The sequence below is a fragment of the Paraburkholderia ginsengiterrae genome, from assembly GCF_001645125.1.
Taxonomy (GTDB): Bacteria; Pseudomonadota; Gammaproteobacteria; order Burkholderiales; family Burkholderiaceae; genus Paraburkholderia; species Paraburkholderia ginsengiterrae.
Map to the genome: position 1 here is coordinate 19,609 of NZ_LXKA01000132.1, position 24,315 is coordinate 43,923.

Below are 24,315 nucleotides of genomic sequence, written 5' to 3' on the forward strand. Positions count from 1 at the left end.
CTCAACCCACGGCGTTCAACTGTCCGATATCAACATGCTGTCAAGAACGGTCGTGGTCGGACGGTTACGCTCTCTGCGACTGAAGTTGGGAGATGGCCTGCAAAAGCGAAGCCTCGCTACATACATCTATGAAAGCGCAGAGGAAGCAAATACGCATAGAAGCGAACAGCATCCGGCAACAGCGCGTTCGTTAATGGCTCACATGCGGGCCAAGGGTGCGGCCGGGCACACTACGCACTCGACAATCTGCCGTGCAAGATCGTCGCAGCCGAGTACCGGACCGCACGAATGTTTTCGCTATCCGTGAATTCGTGTTGGGAGTTTCTCTACGGCTGAGCACGCTCCAGATACGCTCGTACCATTAGCAGCCCGGCGAACCCGTACTCCCTGATCGCTTCCACAGGTGTCATGCCATCAAAAGCGCGGTTGCGCAGCTTCATCCAGCCGTACGCCACGTCCCGGTTGTGCGGGAACAGAAGGCGAAGACGTGCGTGAATGCCGAGCAGATGACCGACGCGCTCGTACTGGTCCGGCGTCGTACCAATCCGCGCCCCCTCCCGGTAGCGGCCTAGGGCCGAGCGGTTTCCGGGCGCAAGGCCCAACAGAAGTGCCTGATCTTCACTGGACAGCTTCCAGTGGTCAAACAGCGCCATGACCATCCTGGCCAGACGGCTCTGGTGAGCCCCGGACGTGCTCTCAGGAATGGAAGCAGTTGGCATCGGCATCGTGCTGTGAGGCACCTGACAGTACTATCACAAGCTCCACGGCTGCATCCTAAACGGTACTATTCTTGAGTCGCCTCGTCCAATCGTCGGAGGTCTGTAGATGAATGCGTTTATACCAGAGTTCGTGATGGCTTCACGACGAAGCCCCGACTCTTTTTCGCACCTATATTTGGTGTTGTGAAGGCAGTACGCCGGGAACTCGCTCGGCTGAACTAGGCTGCAGAGAACTTCACTTCGTGCGACCTGAGTCGATCACGGAGACAAGGGATGCGGAGTAAGGTCACACAGACGAAACGCCCCCTCATCGTGCCCCTCTACAACACGCACGAGCATATAAGAATATCCCACGGCACGGTGATAAGATGCGCCTTGAACGCCGAGCAATTCGCGAGAGCGCTCCCTACGGCAATGGCATCGTGCAATGAGATATCGCCGGGACCCTCGCCCCTAGGTTCGGTATGAATCCAGCGCTATCGTTTACCGAACTACGACTCCGTGCTCACCACCAAGCGTCCCGATCAGCCGCAAATTCTTGTCGCGCCGCTTCGAGCACCCGTGCCGGTTCGCTTGTGAAACACTCTGCCGGCAACAGACCGTCTAGAAGCGAGTGCGGCGAATATAACCAGAACGCTCGCCTCCATCCCCCGCGATCATCATCGTCGGGTAAGATTGAAAGCAGTTCGGCAACTTCCGGACGGAGCTTGCCGTGCTGATCAAACTGGAACACCGGGTAAACAAACCTGCGGTCTCGCTTGGACCAGACACCTAGCAGCCTCCCCTCAACGCGCGCTCGTGCCACATGTTCGCTTGGGTCTGCGTCTCGCGACACCCCGACAAGTTTCGCGACGCGATGGTCGTCCGGCCAACCCTTTTCCAGAAGCTCATCGCGAAAGTTGATCGATGTCTGGAACGACTCGCAAAATGGGTTCATCGATGAACTTCGCGCTCGACACAGATTTTGCTGTTCGCAACGGAACCCAAGTGATGCGAACAGCAAAATCACGGATCCCGGTGCCCTAGAATTCAGCAGTCTTTCAAAAAACTCATTCTAAACCCTGATGTATAGCGAGAGCCCTTAACCCTATAACTGTCGCGCGTAATACCACCCGTACGGATAACATAGCGGTGCGCTGCGAATTTGCCGGTTCAGACGCACCCAGCATCCTGCGGCAAATCTGTAATCGCGCGACGAATCAGTGCAGCGGAGACGATAATGTGCGCTCGACAGATTTCCGCATCAAGTACACGCTTTGACTGCACGAGCGCAGTGAACACATATTTTTACGCAGGTCTCACATTCGCACGCACTCAGCACACACCTTGTCGCTGGTGCTATCGCCCGTCGTATTCGACCATGCTATCGAAGGCATGTGGGACATATTGAAACACGGCGGTCGCGGTCAATCGTGTTTCGGGATATGTGCCCTACAATGGCATCATCTGCCAATTTTGAATAGACCGCTTCCGCAACGGAATTGAGATGCAACATGAAGGCTTCCGAATGACCGAACACAAGGTTCACGTGTGGATTGAAGCTCTCCGCGATGTCGCGCACATTGGCATCGCGGATGTGAAGGCAGGAAGAATACAGACCCTCGGTTCGCGCGAGCAACTGGACCAACACTTCAGTGCAATCGCGGAAGACGCGATTGAGTCTGTGCGTGACCAGCTCCGCCTCGAAGAATAAGGATTTCGTGCATGGCCAATTGGTAAGCAGCGTCAAGCATAGAAGTCGATTCACTCCGGCTCAAATCGGAGCCACAAGATCTGTCTCACCAGACAGGTGTTGACGAGTGATGGCATCCGGAAGCTATAGAGTGAATGAAACTCCTTGACAATCGTGTTACCGCGGGCGCTCGCAAACTATGTACAACCACAGTACTATCATCGGAACCGTACCAAACATGACGCCTCAGAGAGTCACGTTGGCGTTGTCCGATGCGGTAGACTCCGAATGCGCTCCAAAATGCTGCTCGACGAAACACAACAGCTCCCAAACGGGCCTCGACTTCCATCGCGTGTTACACCCGATCCGGCTTATCGATCTAGCTGCGAATCGTTTTTCGGTTCAGAGCGCTCCTCGCCTGACCCATAGACTCCATTAATTCCCCCGCGTTCGCCCGCTCCCGTCGCGGACGTTTTCCCTGTCGCTCTTCAGACATCTTAACGCCGCTGCTAGCACGGATCTCATCGAGTTCCTTTTTTTCCGATGTAGTCAACGCCGCTTCCAGTATCCCACGAGAATTGCCCTGCTCCTGCCGTCTGATCCCACCTTGACCCTGCTTCACATGATCCAATTGCAAGTCAAATGGGCATCGAAGATCGTCGGGAAGTGAGTCGCTCGCAGGAGGATGACTTAGGAGTTGCTCTACGTCTCGACGATGTTCACTGTACATAACCGAGCCATAGGCATCTTTGATCAAAGATATATCTACTGCTTTCAGCTTGCGCTGTCGCATCAAGCGGTAGCCGACACAGAACAGATCCACCAGCATGCGCCTGACTCCGAAGGTATAGCCGTGAAGTTGCCCAGCATCTTTCGTAGCATCAATCTCCAGCCAACTTCCTGCGACGCGTTTACACTCGTCAATGAAGTTACGCCAGTCATCGGTGTCGGCCAATTCGGGAAGCATCACGATCGGATCGCACAACAAGCGATCCCGTTCTTGTTGCCAGCGTTTCTTCAGCAGATGGATGAGGTTGTAATTGCTGACATACACAAATGGAAGGTCCAAATACAGCAATGAAATAAGTGTATTTGTTACCTTGGTGTTCGCACTCGCCCCAAAGCTGATGAACTGGCATTCATCAGCAGCCATCAGTGCCGTACCGTCTCTGAAGGCACGCCACCTTGCCTGATCTTTGAGATCCGAAACATCTATCCGCCCACGCGGCAAGTCAGTCCCGTATGCAAGTTCACGAAGCGTCTTGAGAAGACTCGGTTGGCGTCGGAAATTGTGGGTCCAGTACGGATCAAGGAGAATCGGTTTGTGCCCGCTACCAATATCGACATAAGTCTCGCTAGCCAGCAACCGTCCCAACGCCTTAATCAATTCAGACTTGCCAATGCCACCAAGCCCCGTCAGACAGATGGCTCGGGCATCCAGTCGTCTTGGGATTTTCGTCTTGTCGTAAATCGCCTCAGTGAATGATCTGCCATCCTGGTACCGATCAATGCAAAAACCGATTGCTCGCTCAAGGAGTCCGCGAAGGATGATGTAATCCTGTTGGGTCGGCTCATATATCTTCTTCAGTGCCGTGCAAATACGATCCTCAGCTGCGAGCGGCGCCAAACTGTCCAGATTGTGTAGTGCCGGCGGTCTACATCGTACCTTGTTCTTGATCACCTCCTCATCCAGCAATTGAACAAATCTTTCGACCCACGGGTTTTGAGTGACTCTCATGTCGCGTTTGCTGGCGATGCCACTTTCACAAAGGCAGCTTGAGCCGCCTTTGACTTTCTACAACCGGTTTTTGGCCTTCCTGCCTTCCTACTTCCAGCATCCCATGCCATGCCGGTCGACTCTTCAAATCTGGTTTCTATCTCAGACTTAACCGCCTGTTGATGCTCCCGAAGCTCAGCTTTCAGGATTGACTTCTGCGCCGCTCGCTGCTCCAACTCATGGATTGTCACGGAGAGCTGGCTTTCGTCGTCGCGAATGGGCAGCACAGCAGCAACCTCAATGATTCGACCATCAATTTCAATCCATGCATACCGCACGCACAGGTCAAGTACATAACCCGTCCATTCCAGACGTTGCCCTCTCGCCACCCGATCTATAACACCTGTGGCACGCAATTCTGAAGAGTCAAACCTCTGCCCATGAAGATAGACACCATCACTCTCCACCGTGAAGGGCACCTTAGTGAGAAATCTCCTAACAGCATCCTGGAACGAGATCGCTAACGCATCGGTTCTCCCTTTCCTGTCAAGATAAGCCCATATTCCCGCGGGGGTGGGCATGGTTTCCGCATCAATCATCTCCGGTGTTAGCTTATGTGAAACGTCGCTGGAGTGGTTTCTCTCGATAAGGCGATAAATCTCCCGAACCGCCATCTGCACCGGATTGAGATCACTTTTAACATAGGTTGGCTGCCCTTCAATCGTCACAGACCTTGGGTTCGCAGTTTCGACGGTGGCCTTTGATCGTCCCGAATGGGACGGGGGTAACTCGCGAAACGGAATCAGATCTCCGCATTGCTCGCGTAGGTCAGCCTTTGATCCGGGCCCTCGGTCGGCGACCCAGAACGGTGAAAGACCGACGCTCTCCCACTCGCCGGCGTTCAGGTGAATGCCAAATAGTCTGGCGAATTCCACTTTGGGAACTGCTGCACAAAATTGCGCCATCCGATATGCATCGCTACGCTCCTTTGTGAGTGAAAAGCCGATCCCAACTGAGTACGACGATCCAACATCAATAGTCCGTACTACACAAAGTGGTGGGAGTATCTCCCCACCGACCGGGCTACTCGGATAGTCGCTGGTATAATAGCCATCGCTCTCAACCCGTTCCATCAGATTGGCCACAGCTGATGAGAATCTTCCTGCCGATGCGGACGAGCGATTGCGCACGCGATCGTCCCCATACAACGCACGTCGGACCTCCTCTGGGGTGAAATAATCCAGTATGTGATAACGATATTGTCCATACGTGGGAAACGGTCGGGAATCTGGATGATAGAAGCGTTTTCGGCCTTTCTCATCGGTCAGCACCTTGCAGCCAAAATCGGCAACCATAGCCTTGCTATAAATTCTTAGAAGCGGCTTGCCGAGACCACGATGTCGAACGTAGGAGTTAACGATGTTTTCCTTCATCTTCTTGTCAACCCGGTAGCCGCCTGCGGCACCGCGCTTTATAGAACGACGGCCATATTTCGGGCCGTACGCACGCTCGGGGCTGGCCCGATCCCAGTGGCCGATTTTTTCAAAGTAATCGGGGCACAAAGCAAAGACATTCCGTCCGAAAAGCAGGTAACTGAAAAACCACGTTCTCAGCCGCGTCTCGTTCTTCCCAAATGCTCTTGCACACCGGTTGATCTCAAGTGTCGGATTCTCAGCCGACAGGATTTCCGCTTCCCGCGCAAGCAGAGGTTCAATGTGTTCGAGCCGTTTCTCAGCTCGCCCCTTTAACGTCAGTTCCCTGCCGAGGCGAACCAGATCAGCTTTCCAGATCTTCTCCTCGCTCATGTTGCTTAGCCAGGGAGGGAGGGTTTGCTGCTCCTCTATAACAGTCAATTTGTTAGCATCAAGGCCACTCTCGAATTCGGACCTTTGCATTCCTATCAGAATGCTGTTTGGACGAGCCCTTGGTTTTAGTATGAAACGAACGAGCCATACCTTCGAGTGAGCAGCGTCACTTTTGAGAAAATAGTAGGTAGCATCTTTATCGAGTCCCCCGAATCCGTTAGCTGCGGCAATTTGAGTTCCGATCATCATGATGATGCCCACCTCGCAAACCAGTGGGCGTATCGCCCAAGAACGTCGCACGTTTCAATTTTCAGAGGTCGGTCAAACAGGACTGGCCGGAAAAGATCAACACGGAGCTTGCGTTTCCAGATCGCCTGGTGAAGCACGACCTTGCAATCCTCAAGCGTGCAGTCAAGCACGGCACACAGTGATCTCGCGCACTCCAGAACCGATATCTTTGAACCGATAATCTCGCCGTACCTTTGAATCAGAATTTCCTGCGATCCGGCGTCCAGTTTCGTTGTCCTGTTGAGGTATGTGTACGACACCTGCAAATTCGCCGCGACGTCCGTGTCAATATCCGCCTCTGTCACGCGAATGGTGGGAATTCCGACATCCTGATAGTAGACATTCTCTATTTCATGGCGGTGCTGAGATCTCGCCTCTTCACGTGCCTGTCCGGCAAGCGTTTGCTTCAACCCCAGTCCTCGCCGGAATCCGTTCGCATCCTTTTTCACGGTCCAATTCACGCAGTAAGGAGAATTATCTGGCCCCTTTAAAAACAGAAGGAGATCGCCCACATAAGGCATCGGCGCCCGTCGCATCTCTGATCCACCGCTCGGGTCCCGGATCGTTACCCTCGGATGCGAGGAAAAGCACCCCAGCCGAACTGCGACATCAACGGTGCCTCGGAACCATGGCAGCCCGCTCACTCCAGGGTAGCCATAAAGCGGATGCGGCCAAGGGTCGGTTGAGAGGACCAGTTGCTCCTGGATCGAGAATAGCCAGGGGTTGTACAAAGCCAGCAGCGCAGCCTTTCGTTCCGGCACGGAAAGAAGATGAATATCGCGTCCAAGGAAGGCAGCATACACAAGCGACGGTCGCGACCTTCGAGGCGCTTCTTTTGGATTTGCACGAATTCCCGGTTCGTATTCCGTAGTCCAGCCCCGAGGTTGGCGCGATAGCAGGCGATAGAAGAGTCGCTCGCTTCGGTCACATGACGTGCGGGCCTGTTGCGACGCCAATTCCGACATGCTCGACATCGAATTCTCCCAAGATAACCATCAGTTAGTTATCCAGACCCAAGCGCCGCGCTCCTAAAGCGTTCGCTCGAGGCCTAAACAGCGAATTGGGGGGAATTCACGCCAACGATACGGAATAGTGCGCCGTTGGAAGTGCTTGACAGCACTGCCATACCGTTGCAAGATGGACTCGTCAGGCAGCAAACCGACAGGCACACCTCAAAAGGCCAGCTATCTTTTCCACGAGATAGCTGGCCTTGTGCTTTTCGCACCCCACTTTCCCACGTGCCGATCTACGGCATAGACATCCTCCTTTCATCCGGACACTTTTCCATAAGCGCCTTCACGTTAGCGCTCTCCGCTTAGTCTCGTATTTTCAGGAGCCGCCTGGCTATCCATGAGCGAGCATTCGACGGACGGTTTGATACCAAGGGCCACGGAGATACGATGTGCCTCGCCCCTTCGACCACGCGTTCGCCCTCCAAGCACCGCATAGACGTCTTCGCGCCGAAATCCATGAGCTGCCGCCCATTCGCTCACTGATAGCCCCTGCGCCTCGAAGGCAGCCAGGACCTCCTCTCTTGTCCGGGTATGTTTGGTCATTTTCGGTCGCATCGTAAAGTCTTGGAGCGCATTCGTTCGGGTTCCATCGGAACGCTGTGGATTCGATCGAATTCAGGCTAGCACAGTTTCCCTTTAATATAAAGTTTTCCAGTCCTTAACATTAACGCGTACATCGTGAGTATTGAAAATAGAACATCACATGTACGAATATCTCCTGATGAATTTTTGAGATTTTTCCATTTGCCTACGACCAGAATGAATACCACGTGACTTTCTGGATATTCTCGCAGCGATGTACTATGTTGGAGAAGGAGCAGTCAGGAATTCATGAAGCAGTATCGGGAGTTCTCCGCCAACCCACCCTCAAGCCACCGCAATGCACGATATCTCGCCGCGTCAGGGTTCGTTTAATTTTGAATCGGATTTACCCATTACCTCGTGGCTACCAGATGAAACGCTCTTCAGTGTTGCAGGTCGACATCACATCCTGTCCGGGAATTACCATGCGTCACAAACGTTTCTCCAGTTGTTCGGACATCCAAGATTCAGATCCCACCACGATCTCCCGTCTCGCATTGATGTATTCGTTGAAAATACTCGAGGTGTATTTGGCAACGCGCGACAGGTGATTCTTGGGCATACGCTACTTCCTTTCTATCTACCTTTGAAGTCACCGGAACATCTGGACGTGGCGCTAAGCGCTATGCGCGGAAATCGAGTCGGGGCATTGAAGTACCAGTTGGGAATGTTGGCAAATCACTTCGAAGCACATCATCCACTAAGGGCATGCACGACATGTATGGACGAAGACGTCAACGGCTTTCATGTGGCCTACTGGCATCGCACACATCAATACCCCCTAGTCTGGGTCTGTCCGCGACACGGAACCGTTCTCCTTGAATCAACTGCCAGACAACCAGGACCTCACCACTATGACTGGCATCTCCCGCAAAGAAGTTTGCTTAAGCCTCCGGTCACCTCCTCGTCCGCTCTGATGACGAGTGATCGTGGCTTACTTGCACGACTCACTTTCGCCGCTATCGGACTGGCAGAGCTCGCAACAACTGTATGCCTTGACCGGCAACGAATGACACAGATTTATAGGAAAAGGCTCTCTGATCTTGGGCTGAAAGATGCGTTCGGCAAACTTGATTTAGGGAGATGCGCCGCCTCAATCCTTGATATGGCAGCTCCGCTTCGAGAAATATACGAATTGGTTCCGCTCCCCTCTTCAGCGGATACGGCACGCGCATACGTTTCCCGGCTTTGCTGGTTGCCCGCCGGCAACTTGCATCCGATCCTGCATCTGTTCGCAATCGTCTGGCTGTTCGAAACGTGGCAGAAATTCTTTGCCGCATACTGGCTTGAAACTTCCAAAGTCAATCAATCGGATCTAGAGTCGTCTAGCGTATCCGGAGACAAGAAACTTCAAAATATAAGGAAGGCTTATCACGAAGAATTTGACTGAACGGCACTAGAAAGTAACTGGAACCGAGTTTTCGAACAGGTTAGTTGGAAATGCGATCTTCCGATCTTACAAAATCATATTCACTGTGTCCGACCCGGTAGTGCATGCCAAGCATCGCGGCTGGGTTTCTGTAGATGTCGACGTCAAGTTGACGCGCTCTGCGAAATCGGAAACCATTTACAAGACGGCTCTTTTGATTCGCCATATAGATGTCAAATCAAATTTTCGTCATCAAGTGGTTTTTTCTACCAAAGACGTCCTACCCGTACGAAATTCAATCCTGCCTTCATGAATCAAGAGGATCTGATATGGTTATTGCACTCCCTCTTCCGGACGAATTCATTCGCGGCCACTACGGTCGACTCCGCCAGTTGAATAAGTTTAGAACTACACAACGCTGTGCATCACTGCGCTTCCTTAGCAAAATCGAAGTGAAAGGGGAAAATCGCCAGCTTCCTCATCAATTGGTCGCGTCCGCAATTGGGATGGATACTTCGACATATTTGCGGCGTCATTCACTCATCCCGTTTCTACAACTTGCAGCACCGGATGAATTGTCAACTAGTGATTTTGAGACGCCTGGAGCAAAGAAAGGAATAGCCACCTGTCTAGCGAGACCGAATGCCTATTTCTGCATCGATTGCATACAATTTGACCGTGAAACGCAACACTTCTCTTACTGGCGGCGAGAGCATCAATTGCCAGGGGTTGATGTGTGCCAAGAGCACCGCCAGCCCCTTATGTGGATCGGCGATGCACGAGCATTTGAATATCCTCCCGAAGCCTGGCAATTCTCGGCCCAGCCAGTCTCACCCGACCTCGCCAGCCTCCACTCTCTGCCCATTATCGGCCGCTATTTATCAGTTGCAAAGAGGTTCCTCACGGGGGGACAGCGGGTGTGGCGCCACTCCGCCGCCGTTCATCACCGAATGCATGCGGCTCGCCACGACCTTAGGGTGGGGCTAAGAGGCAATCGGCCAAATCTTTCCTCATTTGTGGCACGGAATTTTCCGAACTTGTGGCTCGAAGAGCACTTCCCTTCGCTACTAAACATGGGAAATGATAAATCGTGCGCGGCAATCGATGCTGCTTGCCGATCGGCTCAGCACACCGCCGGTATGGTGCACGCGATGATACTTGCAGCCACCTCGGATTGTTCGACCGCTACGCTGGACGAGTTTTTTTCGCCGGTAAGTCAAAGCTTCCTCGAGTCTCTACGACATGTCCAACGTGAAAATCGAAGTTCACAACAACGAAAGAAACGCGCACATAACGAGAATCGAAAACGTGCGCGCATCGCCGCCGACAGGCACGCTCTTTTAGCGCCGTACCTTGAGCACCGAGGCGTTTATTCTGAAATAGCGAAAGCTTTTGGAGTAAGCGTGATGGCTGTTTCAAAGAGATTTCGCAGGGTCGAGCTGCCGTCCCTTGCCAGGAAACCTCCGCAGATACAGAATGAAATCCTTGTCGGCTTAAAGAATGAGCTTGCCCGCGAAACGCACTGTGCAACAACCCACGACGGAATGCATTCTTCGTTGGATCGCAGCGCCCCGGCTGAGCCCACACCATAAACACTTTTCGGTTCCGGCAGCCCAACACTGATTTCTATATGAGGCAAGAGCGCAACGCGCAACCTTGTGAACAATCGCATCTGAGCAATCGTGCGAAAACTGTGGAAATCCGGCTTGAACACCTAGAAATGCCTAGCTGGCAAACCGTGCAATTGCCCTGAACCTCGCTGCATTAAGAAGGTGTTAGTGCACTATGCCGGGAGGTGCGACCGACAAGTCATGTCGCTGCTACCGGCCAACAGCCCTTCAATGGAAATGTCCTCGTCGATGGCTTCCCAGTGCAGGCCATAGCGGCAAATATCGCACGCGGCTCGCTGCTCTGGTGTGGCGTGCAACAAGCGAGGGAACTAGGCCAGCGGCACCCCGAGTGTGCGACCATCGTAAGCGCGAATTTAAGCGCACCTAGAATTCCGGGCTGAATGGGCGCAGGCTTGCGTCCGCAACCGATGACAGAGAACGAAGTTGATTTCTCTCCGCTGCGGGTGACAGGTGTGACCGCGGCCGGCAAGCGGCGTTTTGATCCGGAGGGTAAGCGCAAGCTGATCGAGGCCTGTATGCAGCCGGGCGCGTCAATTGCCGGACTTGCGCTAAAGGCCGGCGTCAACGCGAACCAGCTGCATAAATGGATTCAGCTGTGCGAGCGCGCGAACGCTGCCGCGGTGACGGTAGCCGGAAAGCCGGCGCCATCGGCATTCGTGCCGGTCGTGACGCTGAGCAACGCGATGCCCGTGCCGCAACGGGAGTGCGCGCCCACGCCCGGATCACCGAAGAGAAACGAATCGGTAAGCTCAAGCCATTGCTAGCTTGCCAGGAATGGACGACGTTTTGAAAATGCGGTCATAGAAGATGTAGCGAGAGTCAAAATCTGAGATTTTTAGCCCATCAAGACAAAGCTCTGCGGATTGCGGGACGCATCAGATGAGATTTGGGGAAGCATCGCGTGAGATTTTCTGCCGTGCAGCTGAACCCGCATGATGAAGGGGTATGCTCCTAGCGAAGTTCTCTTATCGCCATCCGCCAATCGGTTTGCGGCGCAATTTCATCCAGGAAATCATCGAGCCGTCCTCATCTCATCAAGGTCGCCTTCCCAATGGACCTTGCCGCGGAGCAAGCGAATTTGCTCTTGCTGCTTGAGTCGGATAATCATCTTCAAGCCTAGTTCCACCACTTCTCGCTCGGTCTTGATGCCGGTCGCGGCAAGTGCGTCGGCCATCAATTTGTCGTCGATTTCGATGCGCATGAAGCACCTGGCTGGCAACGTGTATGAATCGAATTATGCGCGTTGCGCTGGCGAGCACATTACGCGGCTGTCGTGTTACGACTAACCACTTGGCGCGGAAATTCGACGGCACTCCCCATAACGATTCCGAATCATCGCCGAGCCTGGTTCAGCACCTAGGTCAATTTCGAGTACGTCTCCAACTTGCCATCACTGAGCCGTCAATTCGTTCCAGATCTCATCGAGGAGCTGCAGAATGTCATCTCCGCCCCATCAGCGGAGTCTTGAATCTCAATGATCCAACGCTTTGGGGAAGCCACTGCACGTCCCCACATAGTTTGCGCGATTGGGGGCGACGGGAGTCGATGTTATACGGCAATCGCACCCCAAAAATGTCGTGACGCCGGCGAGGTCGGCTCGGCGTGCAACTGCATGCTACACCGTGTTCGTCGTGCGCCGGCGAAGCTTCGGCCGAAATATTCAGGAATCGTACGAGCACCATGAACGATGGAAAATTGTCGAGGATGGGCTGATCTCGCCTCCGGGCGAGGCTCAGAATTCGGAGCGCCCCGGGGCGCTCCCAGCCCCGCTCGTAATCCCAGTGTGGAGCCCTGAGAATGTTGTTTTGGAGTTTAGACTGATTCCAGCGCGGTGCCCTCACGCCTGGATTTCACCAAATCGGAAGGATGCTGCGATGGATGTAGCGTGGGGAAAATCGCCTGACGGTGCCCATGCTGTTCAACGACGGCGACGCATCAGTCTATTCTGGGTTCGTCCCGCGCGGACGCTAGGACCTATTTAAGGGGGCATTCGCACTATGAGCTCCGGACCAGCTGTAGCTGGAATCGATATTGGCGGCGGCCGGAAGGGAAATCATCTGGTTATCCTGCGCGGCACCCAGATTGTGTGCAACCTCCGCAAGGAGGCGCCGGAGTCCATGCTCGAACAGTGCCTCAAATTTGAGGTAGCCGCAGTAGGAACTGATGCACCCTGTCGGTGGCGGATTGGCGAGGCCGGAAGGCAAGCTGAGAGCGCGCTTGCGCGGCAACGAATCTTTTCGTTTGCCACCCCGACTCGTGAACTGGCCATGGCGAGCAAATGCGGATTCTATGGATGGATGTTCAACGGCGAGCGGGTATATGACACGTTCAGCCCACACTTTCCTGTTTTCAGGAACGGTGGAGAAATTGGGGGCCGGCTGTGCTTTGAGACGTTTCCCCACGCAATTACTTGTGCATTCTTTGGGAAGGAAGTCGCATCTGCGAAGATAAAGGGAACTCAGCGCCGGGAAATCCTCCAACGTGAGGGGGTTGAAGCAACGTCACTGCGGTCTATCGACGACGTTGATGCAGCGCTGTGTGCGTTGACGGCAAATTATCTACTTGACGGCAAAGTCGATGCGTACGGCGATGAGCCAGGGGGATTCATCGTGGTCCCACGCTTCCTGCGGTCAAGATAGAAGAAGTCAAGCCAGACCTTTCTCGCGATTGTATTGGCGCGCCTGATGCGGAAGAGCCGCCAAGTGTCGCGTGAGTAAGAAGGGCACAAATTTTGAGTTCGTGCAGAAGCGACCGCAGTTCAATCACGGCAATCACGTTCCAGGAGAACTCGTGCATCTGAAACGATATCTGGCATTGCTGCTGTCACTGACAGCTTTAGGCTCAACAGGAGCATGGGCGAGAGATATTCAATGTGCGACCACGCGACAACCGGCTGAGCGCGTCATATGCGACCACGCCGTTCTGGACAATGAGTACGACGATATCGCCGCGCAGCAACAGGCTCTGCTGAGCAGTGGAAAGCTCTCACCGCAACAACTCGCCCAGTGGAGGCAATCGCGGAACGCCTGCACCGACGTCCACTGCATAGACATCGTATTCGCTCGGTGAAAGGCGATGGCCAGGTCTGTCGAAACCACGTCTCGCGTCGCAGGGGCTCCGGCTATGGCCTCGGGTACAGCAATGACCCCTGTCGGACCTACTTCGGAAGCAATCGTTCTTCCCGAATCCCACGCCTTGGCGACATCGGAAGCATCTCTTGTGCGTCAAGGGAGCGCCGCCGGCGTGGCGCTTCCGCAGCCTGTGGAGACGCACGCCACTTCGTCTACGGTCGCTTCCGCTGCTTCCAGCGCGAGTGAATCTCCTAGCGCGACCGGATTGAGCACCGGCCCGATGACGGCCTTGCTTGCCGCGGTTGGATTCGGCGTTCTCTTCCAACGCCGAAGGAGAAACGGTGGAAGCACCGGGGAACCACCAAGTAATGTTCGCGGAAAGGACAAGCCTTGAGCGAGTCACATTGAAGGGCATGGAGCGCAGCGACACAGTGTTGAGATTTTCAGTGACACACCGCTCCAGTCAATGCACTAGCCTTCTCCCACTCGGCCGTGGCATATTGCGGCCACAATCATATGGAGGTCACCCGATGGCAACGACTTTGGAAGCAATCCAAACGAAGATGGATAAACTGAAGGCCCAAGCGGATGCGTTGATTGCAAAGCAATCGTCGGGCGTCATCGAAAAGATTCGCGAGATGATGGCGAAACACGGCTTAACCACCGCCGACATTGACGTGCACGCTGGCGGCAAGCGGAGCGGGAAGAAGGTTGGCGCAAAGACCGTCGTCAAGGCAAGTGCTGCTGCGGTGAAGTACCGCGACCCAAAGAGTGGCGCGACTTGGTCGGGGCACGGTCGTGCGCCGAGCTGGATTGCAGCCGCAAAGAACCGAGACAGATTCCTGGTTGACGGAAGTACGGCAACCGCGAAGGCCGCTCCTACGAGTAAAGCGAAGGCTGCTGGCAACTATGTCCGCGGGCCGCAGCCGGCGAAGTATCAGCACCCCAAAACGGGAGCGACGTGGAGTGGACGTGGGCGCGCGCCAGCGTGGCTTGTCGAAGCCAAGGACCGGAATAAGTTTTTGATTGCAAGTGGCGCTGAAGCGACTGTTGCGACGCCCGCGGGTGCCGTGAAGAAGGCGAAGACTGCGATGAAGAAGGCCTCGAAGGCAGTTGGTGCGACTTCTACCAAGGGTCAGCCGAAAGGTCCGCAGCCGGCTAAGTATCGCGACCCGAAGTCCGGCGCGACTTGGAGCGGACGCGGTCCGGCTCCGGCGTGGCTGTCTGGTGCGAAAGACCGCAGCAAGTTTCTGATTGATGGCACCGGCGCGGCGGCCGATGTGAGTGCTTCGACCAAGACGAAGCCTTCGGCCAAAAAGGCAGTGACCAAGAAAGCCGTCGTCAAGAAGGTCGCGGTGAAGAAAGTGGTTGCCGAGAAGGCCGTGAGCGCGAAGGCGCCGGCGAAAAAGACGCCGCGCCAGAGCATGGCCGTGCCCGCTCCGGTGGCCGCAGTCGAGTCTGGCGCCGAATTGACAACTCAAATGTAGTTGTGAGGTACCCGGTGGACCAGCGATTTTCTGGTTCCACCGGGTACCCCAAGCCGACGACGTTTTATTGCGCCTGTGCTGCCTGACGTCGCGCGGCCTGCTGTTGAGCTTCCTGTTGAGCGTGTTGCTTCGCAAGGTGCCTGCCGACCATGCAGCCACCGACCGCGCCAACGACAGCGTGATGCCCCGCGTAATGCCCAGCGACCCCGCCTACCAACGCGCCCTTGAGGCAGCCTGCGGCGTTTGCCGTGCCTGCCGTTGCAAAGGCCAGCGTCGTTGCAATCAAGGCGATTCTTATTGGGCTAGCTTTCATTCGAAGGCACTCTGGGGTTGGATTTTTCGGATGTGGCGCTTTCCGGCGTCGTTTCAATACCCGCGCCAATCACGATGCTCGCGCCACTGGTGTTCACGCCATTCCTGCCGGCGCCATTCACGTTCACGCCACTCGCGACGTTCGCGCCATTCGCGGGCCTGCCAGTCGTCGTCACCGCCGTACGCGACGGCGACTGGCGGCGGAGCGTATACGGCGGGAGGCGGCGGAGCATAGACCACAGGGGGCGGCGGTGCGTATACTGGCTCTGTCGGCGCATAGACTCCGACCGGGATACCGATGCCTACGCCAATGTCGACGTGCGCCGACGCGGCGGTGGACGCTGCCAACGCGGCAAGACCGAATGCAACTCCAACGATTTTGGTATTCATTTTCCCTACTCCCCGCACATTCGAGTGCGATGTCAGTGACTACGGTTCGGAGTGTAGGAGGGGGTGTGGGACACATGTGAAACGGTGGTGCGAGATTGGTAACACGGCATTACGTCCCGAAGTTTCGTCGCACACAGGCGACATTTTTGACTGCAGGGCCCGACAGCAGGCTGGCCTGTTGTCTTAGCCTGCAAGCAAAGGAATCAGTCGGAAGCTGAAGTCCGCGACAGTCCGTTGGGCTTCGCGCGTGCAGGCGCCAAATCGCTTCGCTAGTCAAGGACCCACCAGTTGGTCCGTGCCGCGTAACCGGTAAGCCGTCGCGAAGAACCCCGCGACAAAGACGGCAGTAGCGAAGAAGGCACCGGCAAAGAAATTGGTTGGCGCCGCAAAGGTGCGCGCAACGACGAACGTCGCGACCGCGCCGCAAGCCGCCGCTGCTTAATCGACCGTGTAGGGGAGCACACAACGCTCGCTTCTTGCTGGGTCTCCACGGTCGATTGGCGTGATTTACCGCGAACGGGTCCGCAATGCGTCCAGACGGGCGGCGCATTTTGCGTGCAAACCACCACGCTTGTAGGCGTGTGCCGTCTTTGCGCTGTCGGGGATGACATCGCCGGAAAGCGCGTTTCCGACATGTACCCTGGCATCGTACTGAAACACTGACCTACGAAACAAGCGTTTGCTCGCCTGGGCAGTTTCGGCTGCTGAGCCCCCTTTGCTTCACTAGCAACCGCAGGGGCACGTCGGCATCTGGCTATTGGTTAGGCACCTTAAGCTCTAGCGCTGAAATAATCCAGTCGCGTTCAAACGGAGTGAGTTCAGCAGAACCCGACATTGCGAGTTCAGCAAGCCGGTCTGTAAGCGCTGCCTTACTCTCTCCGCCGTGGAATCGCTCCGATATCTGAATGGGAATCCCTTCCTCATCAAGGTTTTTCAGTTCTTCCGCAAGAAACCACCGACTCAATGCCTGTACAAAAAGACTGTAGTTCGCGTGAAATCCTGCTGATTTTACGAAAGCCTCGACGAGCGAAAACCATTGGGGCAAACCGTATTCGCATGCGCGGAGGAAGCGAAAAACATTGTCGTAGCTCTCCGCAGACCCTGTGTATTTCGCATCGTATAAATTCAAGAAGGTCTTCATCCCTTTGGCTTTCCGCAATTCACTGACGAAATACGTCAGCGATTTCGCCGTATAAGCCCCGAATTCACTGGCTGGGCGAACGGCGCTGATCACCTCGACAACAGCTTGAATCTCCGGGTAGCGGGGCACGCCAGTCCATACCAAGGCGGCGCCGCTATCGAGGGCGCTCTGCACCTTCGTCTTCAGTCGTTGCGCTACCTCAAGGCCCAGCGAGGCTGCAAGACGCAAATCGGGCCAGTCCAGAGCAAGGGAGTGGCGTACGGCTGCAATTCGGTTATCGGCAGTGGGCTGAGTGAGAGGTTCATCCAGTTGCACGACGTAATCTAGAGGGGCATCCTCTTCGTCAGCAAATAACGTTGGAGACACCTCCATGTCTTCGTGCACCGGTGCTTCGTTAAACAAGAAGACCTTCCCAACATGGTGTTGGCCTAGACGTCCAGCACGACCTCTTATGTTCGAGTACGTAAAGAAATCATACGGTGCTTTGTTGATTTTCTTGTCGTAAATCAGGACCGTCTTCGCGGCGGTGTTGACGCCCTCAATGAGAGTTGAGGTACAGAACAAAACCGGCAACGTACCTTCGTTGAACAGCCGGACCATTTGCGACGCAATCGCTCGGGGTAGCCGGCCATGATGAACGCCGAAGCCGAAGCGCACCGTTTGGATGAGCGACCAGTTGGCCCCAACGTTATCCGAAAGCCACTTCGCAAAAGCGTCAGCGTAGTCCGAGACCGCCATCCCCTCGGCGGCTTTTCCCGCAATCTTGTTTGCACGGTCTGGTGACGAGACGAACACCAGCGCTGGCCAATTGCCATCTTCGCCAATTTCCTCGAGCAATCGCTCCTCTTTGCCGTCAATTTGGCGGAGGTCGTAGGTATCCACCGCAACCGTCGAGAATTTGGTCCTCAAGAACTCAAATTTCCATTTTGCCCCCTCCGCGAACCGCACGTTGTCAATGTTCGGGCCGAGAAAGAAGAACTGTCGAGAGCATTTCAAAAGCTTGTACACGGCCGCATTCAGTGTGATGCACCGGTCGTCCCTGCGACTCGGGTCGAGTTTGTAGAACTCGTCTACGACGGTAAGGTCTAACTTGCCGAGGTCAGTCCGATGAATCAAACGCTCTTGAGTCCCCAGAAAGATTGTCGGCGCATCGCCAGATGCCTCTTCGGAAGGATGCATGACGACGGTAAAGCGACTGTCGAATCTACTACGTAAGCGCCGACGAAACTCATCGAGCAACGCGATAGTGGGCAGTACGATCGCGACGCGGGTGTATCGCCCGGAAGCGAGGAGTGCGTCAATTAGTAGGCTTTTCCCGAAGCTCGTGGGCGCACTCAGGATTAAATTCCGACCTGCGAGCAGTTCATTCAACGCATCAACCTGTTCGCGGTGGAGAGTGATGCCGTCAAGCTCTGGCACTGTCACTGACTCCGCCAGCAAGAGGTCAGGCTCCGACGCCACCGCCTTGTCGATGTAGTTCCACAACCCTGTTGCTCTAGCGAGCGCACTGAACGGCTCCCGGTACGATGCCAGTTCCTGTCGGTCCTCGATGAGCTTCGCGAGCCTTGGAACAATGTCCAGAGTGCTCGCGTCGTCGCTTTCTTCGCGTTGAATTGCGCTAGCCGCACCTCGCAGAATTTCGAAAACTACACCTTTCAAATCGCTGCCGCGGAGCGAAGAAATCTGATTCCATTGTTCGCCCGAGATTTGCATGACTAATCCTCGATGTTCAAGGCTTTGAGTCGTTTGTCGAACGCCTTCGCGACTTTGTCCTTCGACTCCAACGGAACATAGATGAGATGCATCTTGATTTTGCTGGGTAAGCCGGATTGGTCTATCTTGTCGCGCAATTCTGCCAACTCAGAATACACCCTTTCGATATATTCGGCAGTATGGCTTTTGTGTGTTTTCACTGCATCGCTATCGCATGCGATACAAACAGGAAACACCGCGTTCTGAAATAGCGCATCAATTGAGGTCTGGCTAGCCAACAACCTCCGAATCTTCTCGGCGTGTGGGAGCGTCTGTGAAACTTGTGGACCCAGTATGAATTTCTCTCGCTTTAAGAATCCCGCGTCAATGTGCTCCTTCACTGACTTGATTGCAGCCGAAATGGCCGCGACACCGCTCTTGTAGAACTTTGATTCACCGAGCCAGATTTCAAACGTGGAGTCGTTAACGTATCTGATGTGCGCCATGTCGAACGACTTGACGACATCGTTTGAGGCCGTCTTGTAGAAGACACGTGGGGCAAGTGGAATCGTCTTGAAGTAGTCGCGGCAAATTGCATGCAGCGTAATTTCACCGAGCTCCCCGCGTTTGTTGTACTCCTTTGTGGAGTACACACGAGCGGCAGCTTCTTTTAGCCGAACATAGATGTTGCCATGATTGACGTTCAGCTCTTCCTCTTTCAGAGCGTAGTCGGGTAGCCATTCGATGATGTGCTCGGCGAGCGCTGAGCATCGCCATTGACTTATCTCAAAGCCCGCGCAGTAGCTGTCGTGCTGCCATGGCGAGTCTTCAGAGTTCAACTGAAGAAGGAGTCGCGCGGGAACGCTGTCGTAGACGTTCACCATGCGGTGGTTTCGGCCGCATTAAGTGCGCTAGGGCTCGCCCCCAATTTCGCCTGATTCTCGGTGGAAAGAAAAGCGACGGCGCGGTATTTTAGATGTTTCATTCTCCCCTCTGCTGCTCGAATGAGACAGGGCAGCTCTTGTTCGGCGCCAAGTCCTATGCGTCGCTGATTTTGGGTCGTAATGCGCTAAAGATCAACAGGTTGCCGGTATCTTTTCGACAACACCTGTAGAACTGCTTGCGGCAGCGGAAATGCAGCAGCGCCGAATTGGTAAATCAATGCCCGTTGCATCGATTGCGTCCGGTGAGGGCAGATGCGCGATGCCGCCAATCGCTGCGCTAGCTTCTCAAATGACCGAACCGGAGGGAACAAATGGAAACCCGTCGAACAGCTGGCAACAAAAACCGTCGCAGGACTTTCCGGCTCAGGCGGCGGAACGATTGAAGTAGGAGCTGACGCGCTCGGATTGCGGCGAGATGCCACCATCGCCGAACTACGCTGCTGTGCCCGTCAGCCAAGACACGGGCTATTTCACCCGAATCGGTATCCGATATCCACCGTTGAATGGTGCGGTTTCATCCACGCGGATGCACGGCACAGAGCGCCCGTCGTCGAACCGGCACGATGTGATGTCGAGGCGTCCGCCCCTACTATCAAGGTATGCGACCCGCTGTTCAAGTTCCGTCTTCTGCTGTTCGAGGTCCGTCTTCTGCTGTTCGAGGTCCGTCTTCTGCTGTTCGAGGTCCGTCTTCTGCTGTTCGAGGTCCGTCTTCTGCTGTTCGAGGTCCGTCTTCTGCTGTTTGAGGTCCGTCTTCTGCTGCTCAAGGCGGTGTACAGACCACGCGGTCACCCCGTACCACAAAGCCATCGCGGCTAGACTCGCCAATAGTGCGGGGGCACAAATGCGTAGTATCGAGAACGTAGCCGCACGCTCAAGCGCTTTCGTTGCCTTATCGGCTGCGAGATTCGCCGACTCGACGCGCGAAGTGAGCGTCGTTGCTGCAGCATCGATGGTTGTGGCCAGCTGGCTGTTAACATCGGCGACAATTGCTTTGGGCATGGACCGACTCTGCTGCTCTATGGCCGTAGTCAAGGAGTTCATCGCTTTTACAGCATCGGCCGTCAACTTCTGGTCACGGATTGCCGCCTCTAGCAATGTTCCCAGCGCGTCATATGCGTATTTCATACCGCCGACTTCACCATTCATGTTCATAATCGTGGTCTATGCTTTTTTTTAAAGACAGTTGGCGGCTTCTTACCGCGTGCTCACGCTTTAACTCCATAGCTTGCTGTTGCACTCTCTCGAAGTACGCCTCGCGAACCAAACTATGGTCCAAGAGCAGGTCTCTTATGTCCGGAACGAGCACGTAGCGGAGTCCGTGCTCTTGACTGAGATTTATGAGCAGTCCGCCAGATGCCCCCTGGAGGCCACCGTGCGAAACCGATACCAGCGCCAGATAGGCCTCATATGAGGCGCGCGTGGCTTCGTCAATCACTTTCGATACAGCATCCTTGGCGACTGACGACGTGAAGCGCTCTATTGTCGTGGCGGGAACCGTCTCGTCCACGAAGTCGATATACGGCACCACTGTGGAAACAAAGGCACCTTCGGCTTCCGATGTCTCGATGTACCAATGGATCTCGCGAGAAATGGCTAGCATGTGCTTGTCTGTGCCCAAAGCGCGGGATAGGACTTCACGCTTTGTTTCTTCTTTGATTGAGTCGTTTTTCTTGCGTTTGAACTCAATCAGTCGCGTTACACCTGTGTTTGCAACCATCACGTCACCCAGACGTTCGTCCAGCGGCGTCTGCTGCATTAAGTTCACGCACATTGGCCGGACTGACCCTTGGCTTTCCTGCCCAACGGTAAGCCCGAGGCTGTACAGGAAATTTCCTATAACGATGTTCTCGTACGGTTCCATGTTCCTTTTTTAGCGCTCTCGAAGCAGTGTGAAGAGTTCAGCGTGCGCAAGACCTGCGCGTTGAAACACGCGTGCAGATGTGTTCCGCCGAATTGCTGGCTAAATGAGTAAACGGCTGGAACTGGGATATTCTTTAGACAAATCGAGTCCCTCTCGTGAACCAAGGGCACGTTACGCGCATCGCGACTCCTAACACAGCGCCTAGCGCCAGCATCGAGGTTGTTTGACAACGTCGTTAGACGGCGTCACAAGCGTGTATGACGCGGGCGGTAGATAGCTTTCGTGAGCTCGCGCCGGCTGTCTGCTCGCACGGTGTCGATGAAAAGCGTGGGCAGCAAACCGGTCCTAAGTCCTTCGGGTTCCGGCCCGCGAAGCCACTAATTTCGCAAATAACATATCGAAGTTCGTGTCGTCCAGCAGACTCATTCCCATTAGACGCTGACGGTCCGCTGCGCTGAGCAAACTCGTCTTTGCTCGCCATAAACGCCGGAAATCGCCCACTTTCTCCGCAACATCTGCATCCAGCTGTCGGAAGATGCGGTGGTCCGTACAGAAAGAGAACGCTGCACCCCAGGCGCGGACCGTGTTGGAAACGCGCCAGAGCGTGCTGAGCAGCGTCGGGTCGGAGGCTAACGTCATCGGCTCCGACGTGCCGGTCTTCAGATGTCGCTGACTCGTGAGCGCTTTGTTGCAGAGAGCGTCCACCTTTGCTAGCAACGAGCCGCGGGCACGCTTCCCCGGCGAGATGGCCTCTGGAGATATGTCGCAGCCAAGAAAAGAGAATCCCTTCTTGGTTTCCCCCGCCGCAGCCTTTGCCGAGGCTGCAGGACTACCCTTTGTCGGCGGGTCGTAAGCATCAAGCCCAAATCGCTTGAGTTCATGTTTGAGCTGCTTCAAACCTTTCAACGCACGACTCCGATTGGGCGCAAAAATTATCAGGTCGTCGATGTAGCGTACCGACATCATGCCGCCCGTATTTAGCTGCTCGTCTATGTCGTGGAGAAGCAAGTTGCACAGAAGCGGCGACAGACAAGAACCTTGTGCGACGCCGCGAGACGCCAGCGGAAAAATATCCTTGTGCTCGCGCAGCTCGGCAAGGTTATCGAGTTCAACATTGACTGCCCGCGTCAGCAGCGCGTCGAACTCCGGCTCGTCCGTGTGCTTCGTGACGATTGCCAGCAGGTCCTCTTTTGGAGCTTGCGTAAAAAAATCCTTGATGTCGGTTCTGACGTAGTACTGGTATCGAATGGTGCCTTCGTAGGTTTGGGCAATAGCCTTCGCGACCCCGCCGTCCTTTACGCCACCGTGATTCCACGCCTTTTTCTGGATACTCTGAACGAAAGGCAAGTTAGTCAGCACATCAAGAATCGCTCGCTGTACGACACGGGACGCAATCGGCGCAATCACAATGGGCCGCCTAGCCGTCTTGCCGGGCTTCCGGGCGGCGACGCCGCGAGCCGGCGGAAACTCGAAGGTCCCGGCTACCAGTTGTTTGCGAAGGTCGCTGATATTCTGCTCGAGCCGCAGCTGAAATTGCTTCGCTTCGTCCCGGGTGCTTTCGGAAGTGGAAATCAGGGCGTTGGCGAGCACTAAACGCGCTGCTTTGCGGAGGTTCGGTTTGCGGCAAACCTTCCTGTACAGGATACCCATTCTTTTTGCTTCTTATGTTGGGTACGGGGCCGCATTGGTAAGCTTGCCCCAAGCCCGAGGAGTCAGTTTCCTGCGGGCGCGCCGATGCTATGGCTGACCCGTCCGGCGAGACATTGCTGCACGCCGGGCGCTCCGTGCGAATTTGCGGTTCCGGAGGCCGGACCGCTCAGCACGAGGCACAAGAACAAAGCGCAAGCGGACACGCCGCCGCCGACGCGCCAACCGCTGGCACGTTTTTGCTTTCGGCCTGAAACGTCACCTTTGCCTCCAATTCTAGGGTTTTTGCCCGAGCTGGCAAGCGCCGCGAAGCGTCAAGGCCGCCCAAGCCTGAAAATAAAGTCTACCGACCGTCCAATGCGACCGCAAAACGGCTGAAGCTACGGTGTTCCGGCTGACTGCGAGGCTTGGGCTGTTTCCTGCGGGCGCGCCGATGCTATGGCTGACCCGTCCGGCGAGACATTGCTGCACGCCGGGCGCTCCGTGCGAATTTGCGGTTCCGGAGGCCGGACCACTCAGCACGAGGCACAGAAGAACTGCCGTATTGATACCAGAATTTGATTGCGCGTACAACGACGGCCCAGAACAGCAGCAGCCGGGTACAGCATGTGCCCCATCAAGCCAACCACTGCAGTCGTTTAGCGAGTTCGCATAGAAGGCATCGCTGTCATGGCTATGGAAACATTCAATACTAACGAGGATGAATTCGGCCGAAAGTTGGCGCTCACTGACATCGAGGCAGCAGCACGAGACCTGCAGATTTCTGACGCCAGTATCGTGCGCTTGCGCCGAGCGATGGACCGGGTTGGTTGCGCGCAAAGGCTACTGGAAACAGTGAAAGTCGGAAGCGACGGCGCGAGCGACGAAGAGACAGCGCTGCGGGTGCGAGCTGCCGTGGAGTTGCAGGCAAAGGGGTGGCCGGGGGACTATCCGGCCGGGGCGGTGGAGTGGCAGTTGGTGAAGCAACGGTGATA

General features: G+C 55.2%; 22 protein-coding genes. 8 read left to right on the top strand and 14 right to left on the bottom strand.

Annotated features, from left to right (window positions below):
* Window positions 1–326: 326 nt before the first annotated feature.
* Window positions 327–725, bottom strand: coding sequence for an MbcA/ParS/Xre antitoxin family protein (locus A6V37_RS11135; protein WP_423213113.1), 399 nt, complete (start codon window positions 723–725; stop codon window positions 327–329).
* 1,501 nt (window positions 726–2,226) lie between these two features.
* Between A6V37_RS11135 and A6V37_RS11145 the strand changes: the two genes are divergently transcribed.
* The gene (locus tag A6V37_RS11145; RefSeq protein ID WP_131799855.1) at window positions 2,227–2,412 is read left to right on the top strand and encodes a hypothetical protein; all 186 of its coding nucleotides are present in this window, start codon (window positions 2,227–2,229) and stop codon (window positions 2,410–2,412) included.
* A gap of 358 nt (window positions 2,413–2,770) precedes the next feature.
* Here A6V37_RS11145 and A6V37_RS11150 read toward each other — a convergent pair whose 3' ends face one another.
* The 4 genes from A6V37_RS11150 to A6V37_RS43120 form a co-directional block, all read right to left on the bottom strand.
* Window positions 2,771–4,129, bottom strand: a complete 1,359-nt coding sequence (locus tag A6V37_RS11150; protein ID WP_064267618.1) for a hypothetical protein — start codon at window positions 4,127–4,129, stop codon at window positions 2,771–2,773.
* Window positions 4,126–6,162 (bottom strand): hypothetical protein, encoded by a 2,037-nt coding sequence (locus A6V37_RS11155; RefSeq protein WP_064267619.1) that lies wholly within the window; start codon window positions 6,160–6,162, stop codon window positions 4,126–4,128. The genes A6V37_RS11150 and A6V37_RS11155 overlap by 4 nt, the downstream gene beginning before the upstream one ends.
* Window positions 6,159–7,175 (bottom strand): PDDEXK family nuclease, encoded by a 1,017-nt coding sequence (locus A6V37_RS40600; RefSeq protein WP_131799856.1) that lies wholly within the window; start codon window positions 7,173–7,175, stop codon window positions 6,159–6,161. The genes A6V37_RS11155 and A6V37_RS40600 overlap by 4 nt, the downstream gene beginning before the upstream one ends.
* Window positions 7,176–7,502: 327 nt before the next feature.
* Complete coding sequence (locus tag A6V37_RS43120; protein ID WP_075643462.1) at window positions 7,503–7,769, bottom strand: helix-turn-helix domain-containing protein; 267 nt, start codon at window positions 7,767–7,769, stop codon at window positions 7,503–7,505.
* Between the two features lie 325 nt (window positions 7,770–8,094).
* On the opposite strand from A6V37_RS43120, the gene A6V37_RS38995 reads away from it, so the two are divergent.
* Window positions 8,095–9,186 (top strand): TniQ family protein, encoded by a 1,092-nt coding sequence (locus A6V37_RS38995; RefSeq protein ID WP_075643463.1) that lies wholly within the window; start codon window positions 8,095–8,097, stop codon window positions 9,184–9,186.
* Window positions 9,187–9,395: 209 nt separating this feature from the next.
* Window positions 9,396–10,757: a TniQ family protein gene (locus A6V37_RS39000; protein WP_082902682.1), complete on the top strand. Its 1,362-nt coding sequence runs from the start codon at window positions 9,396–9,398 to the stop codon at window positions 10,755–10,757.
* Window positions 10,758–10,948: 191 nt separating this feature from the next.
* Here the strand turns inward: A6V37_RS39000 and A6V37_RS39005 are convergent, their stop codons facing one another.
* Window positions 10,949–11,095 (bottom strand): DUF2442 domain-containing protein, encoded by a 147-nt coding sequence (locus tag A6V37_RS39005; protein WP_341272012.1) that lies wholly within the window; start codon window positions 11,093–11,095, stop codon window positions 10,949–10,951.
* Between the two features lie 108 nt (window positions 11,096–11,203).
* Between A6V37_RS39005 and tnpA the strand changes: the two genes are divergently transcribed.
* Window positions 11,204–11,560 carry an IS66-like element accessory protein TnpA gene (gene tnpA / locus A6V37_RS11170; protein ID WP_100249382.1) on the top strand — a complete coding sequence of 119 codons (357 nt, stop codon included), beginning with the start codon at window positions 11,204–11,206 and terminating at the stop codon, window positions 11,558–11,560.
* A gap of 248 nt (window positions 11,561–11,808) precedes the next feature.
* Here the strand turns inward: tnpA and A6V37_RS11175 are convergent, their stop codons facing one another.
* A complete protein-coding gene (locus tag A6V37_RS11175) occupies window positions 11,809–11,997 on the bottom strand; it encodes a type II toxin-antitoxin system VapB family antitoxin (protein WP_064267622.1) in 189 nt (62 codons plus the stop codon).
* Window positions 11,998–12,793: 796 nt separating this feature from the next.
* Here A6V37_RS11175 and A6V37_RS11180 point away from each other — a divergent pair.
* The 3 genes from A6V37_RS11180 (at window position 12,794) to A6V37_RS11185 (ending at window position 15,354) form a co-directional block, all read left to right on the top strand.
* A complete protein-coding gene (locus A6V37_RS11180; RefSeq protein ID WP_064267623.1) occupies window positions 12,794–13,435 on the top strand; it encodes a DUF429 domain-containing protein in 642 nt (213 codons plus the stop codon).
* 70 nt (window positions 13,436–13,505) lie between these two features.
* Window positions 13,506–13,865, top strand: a complete 360-nt coding sequence (locus A6V37_RS42205) for a lysozyme inhibitor LprI family protein (RefSeq protein WP_242665789.1) — start codon at window positions 13,506–13,508, stop codon at window positions 13,863–13,865.
* 532 nt (window positions 13,866–14,397) lie between these two features.
* The gene (locus tag A6V37_RS11185) at window positions 14,398–15,354 is read left to right on the top strand and encodes an H-NS family nucleoid-associated regulatory protein (RefSeq protein WP_064267624.1); all 957 of its coding nucleotides are present in this window, start codon (window positions 14,398–14,400) and stop codon (window positions 15,352–15,354) included.
* Between the two features lie 64 nt (window positions 15,355–15,418).
* On the opposite strand, the gene A6V37_RS42210 is transcribed toward A6V37_RS11185, so the two are convergent.
* The 7 genes from A6V37_RS42210 to A6V37_RS11220 all read right to left on the bottom strand — a co-directional run bounded on the left by A6V37_RS42210 (window position 15,419) and on the right by A6V37_RS11220 (window position 23,344).
* Window positions 15,419–15,667 (bottom strand): hypothetical protein, encoded by a 249-nt coding sequence (locus tag A6V37_RS42210; RefSeq protein WP_064267625.1) that lies wholly within the window; start codon window positions 15,665–15,667, stop codon window positions 15,419–15,421.
* 53 nt (window positions 15,668–15,720) lie between these two features.
* Window positions 15,721–16,056 (bottom strand): hypothetical protein, encoded by a 336-nt coding sequence (locus A6V37_RS39015; RefSeq protein ID WP_075643465.1) that lies wholly within the window; start codon window positions 16,054–16,056, stop codon window positions 15,721–15,723.
* Window positions 16,057–16,810: 754 nt separating this feature from the next.
* Complete coding sequence (locus tag A6V37_RS11200; protein WP_064267627.1) at window positions 16,811–18,910, bottom strand: DEAD/DEAH box helicase; 2,100 nt, start codon at window positions 18,908–18,910, stop codon at window positions 16,811–16,813.
* Window positions 18,911–18,912: 2 nt separating this feature from the next.
* Complete coding sequence (locus A6V37_RS11205) at window positions 18,913–19,773, bottom strand: HamA C-terminal domain-containing protein (protein ID WP_064267628.1); 861 nt, start codon at window positions 19,771–19,773, stop codon at window positions 18,913–18,915.
* A gap of 525 nt (window positions 19,774–20,298) precedes the next feature.
* Entirely contained in the window at window positions 20,299–20,979 is a 681-nt protein-coding gene (locus tag A6V37_RS40605) for a hypothetical protein (protein WP_064267629.1), read from the bottom strand.
* Window positions 20,969–21,694, bottom strand: coding sequence for a hypothetical protein (locus A6V37_RS11215; protein WP_064267630.1), 726 nt, complete (start codon window positions 21,692–21,694; stop codon window positions 20,969–20,971). The genes A6V37_RS40605 and A6V37_RS11215 overlap by 11 nt, the downstream gene beginning before the upstream one ends.
* A 345-nt stretch (window positions 21,695–22,039) precedes the next feature.
* Window positions 22,040–23,344 carry a reverse transcriptase domain-containing protein gene (locus A6V37_RS11220; RefSeq protein WP_064267631.1) on the bottom strand — a complete coding sequence of 435 codons (1,305 nt, stop codon included), beginning with the start codon at window positions 23,342–23,344 and terminating at the stop codon, window positions 22,040–22,042.
* 666 nt (window positions 23,345–24,010) lie between these two features.
* Between A6V37_RS11220 and A6V37_RS11225 the strand changes: the two genes are divergently transcribed.
* Complete coding sequence (locus tag A6V37_RS11225; protein ID WP_064267632.1) at window positions 24,011–24,313, top strand: hypothetical protein; 303 nt, start codon at window positions 24,011–24,013, stop codon at window positions 24,311–24,313.
* Window positions 24,314–24,315: the final 2 nt, after the last annotated feature.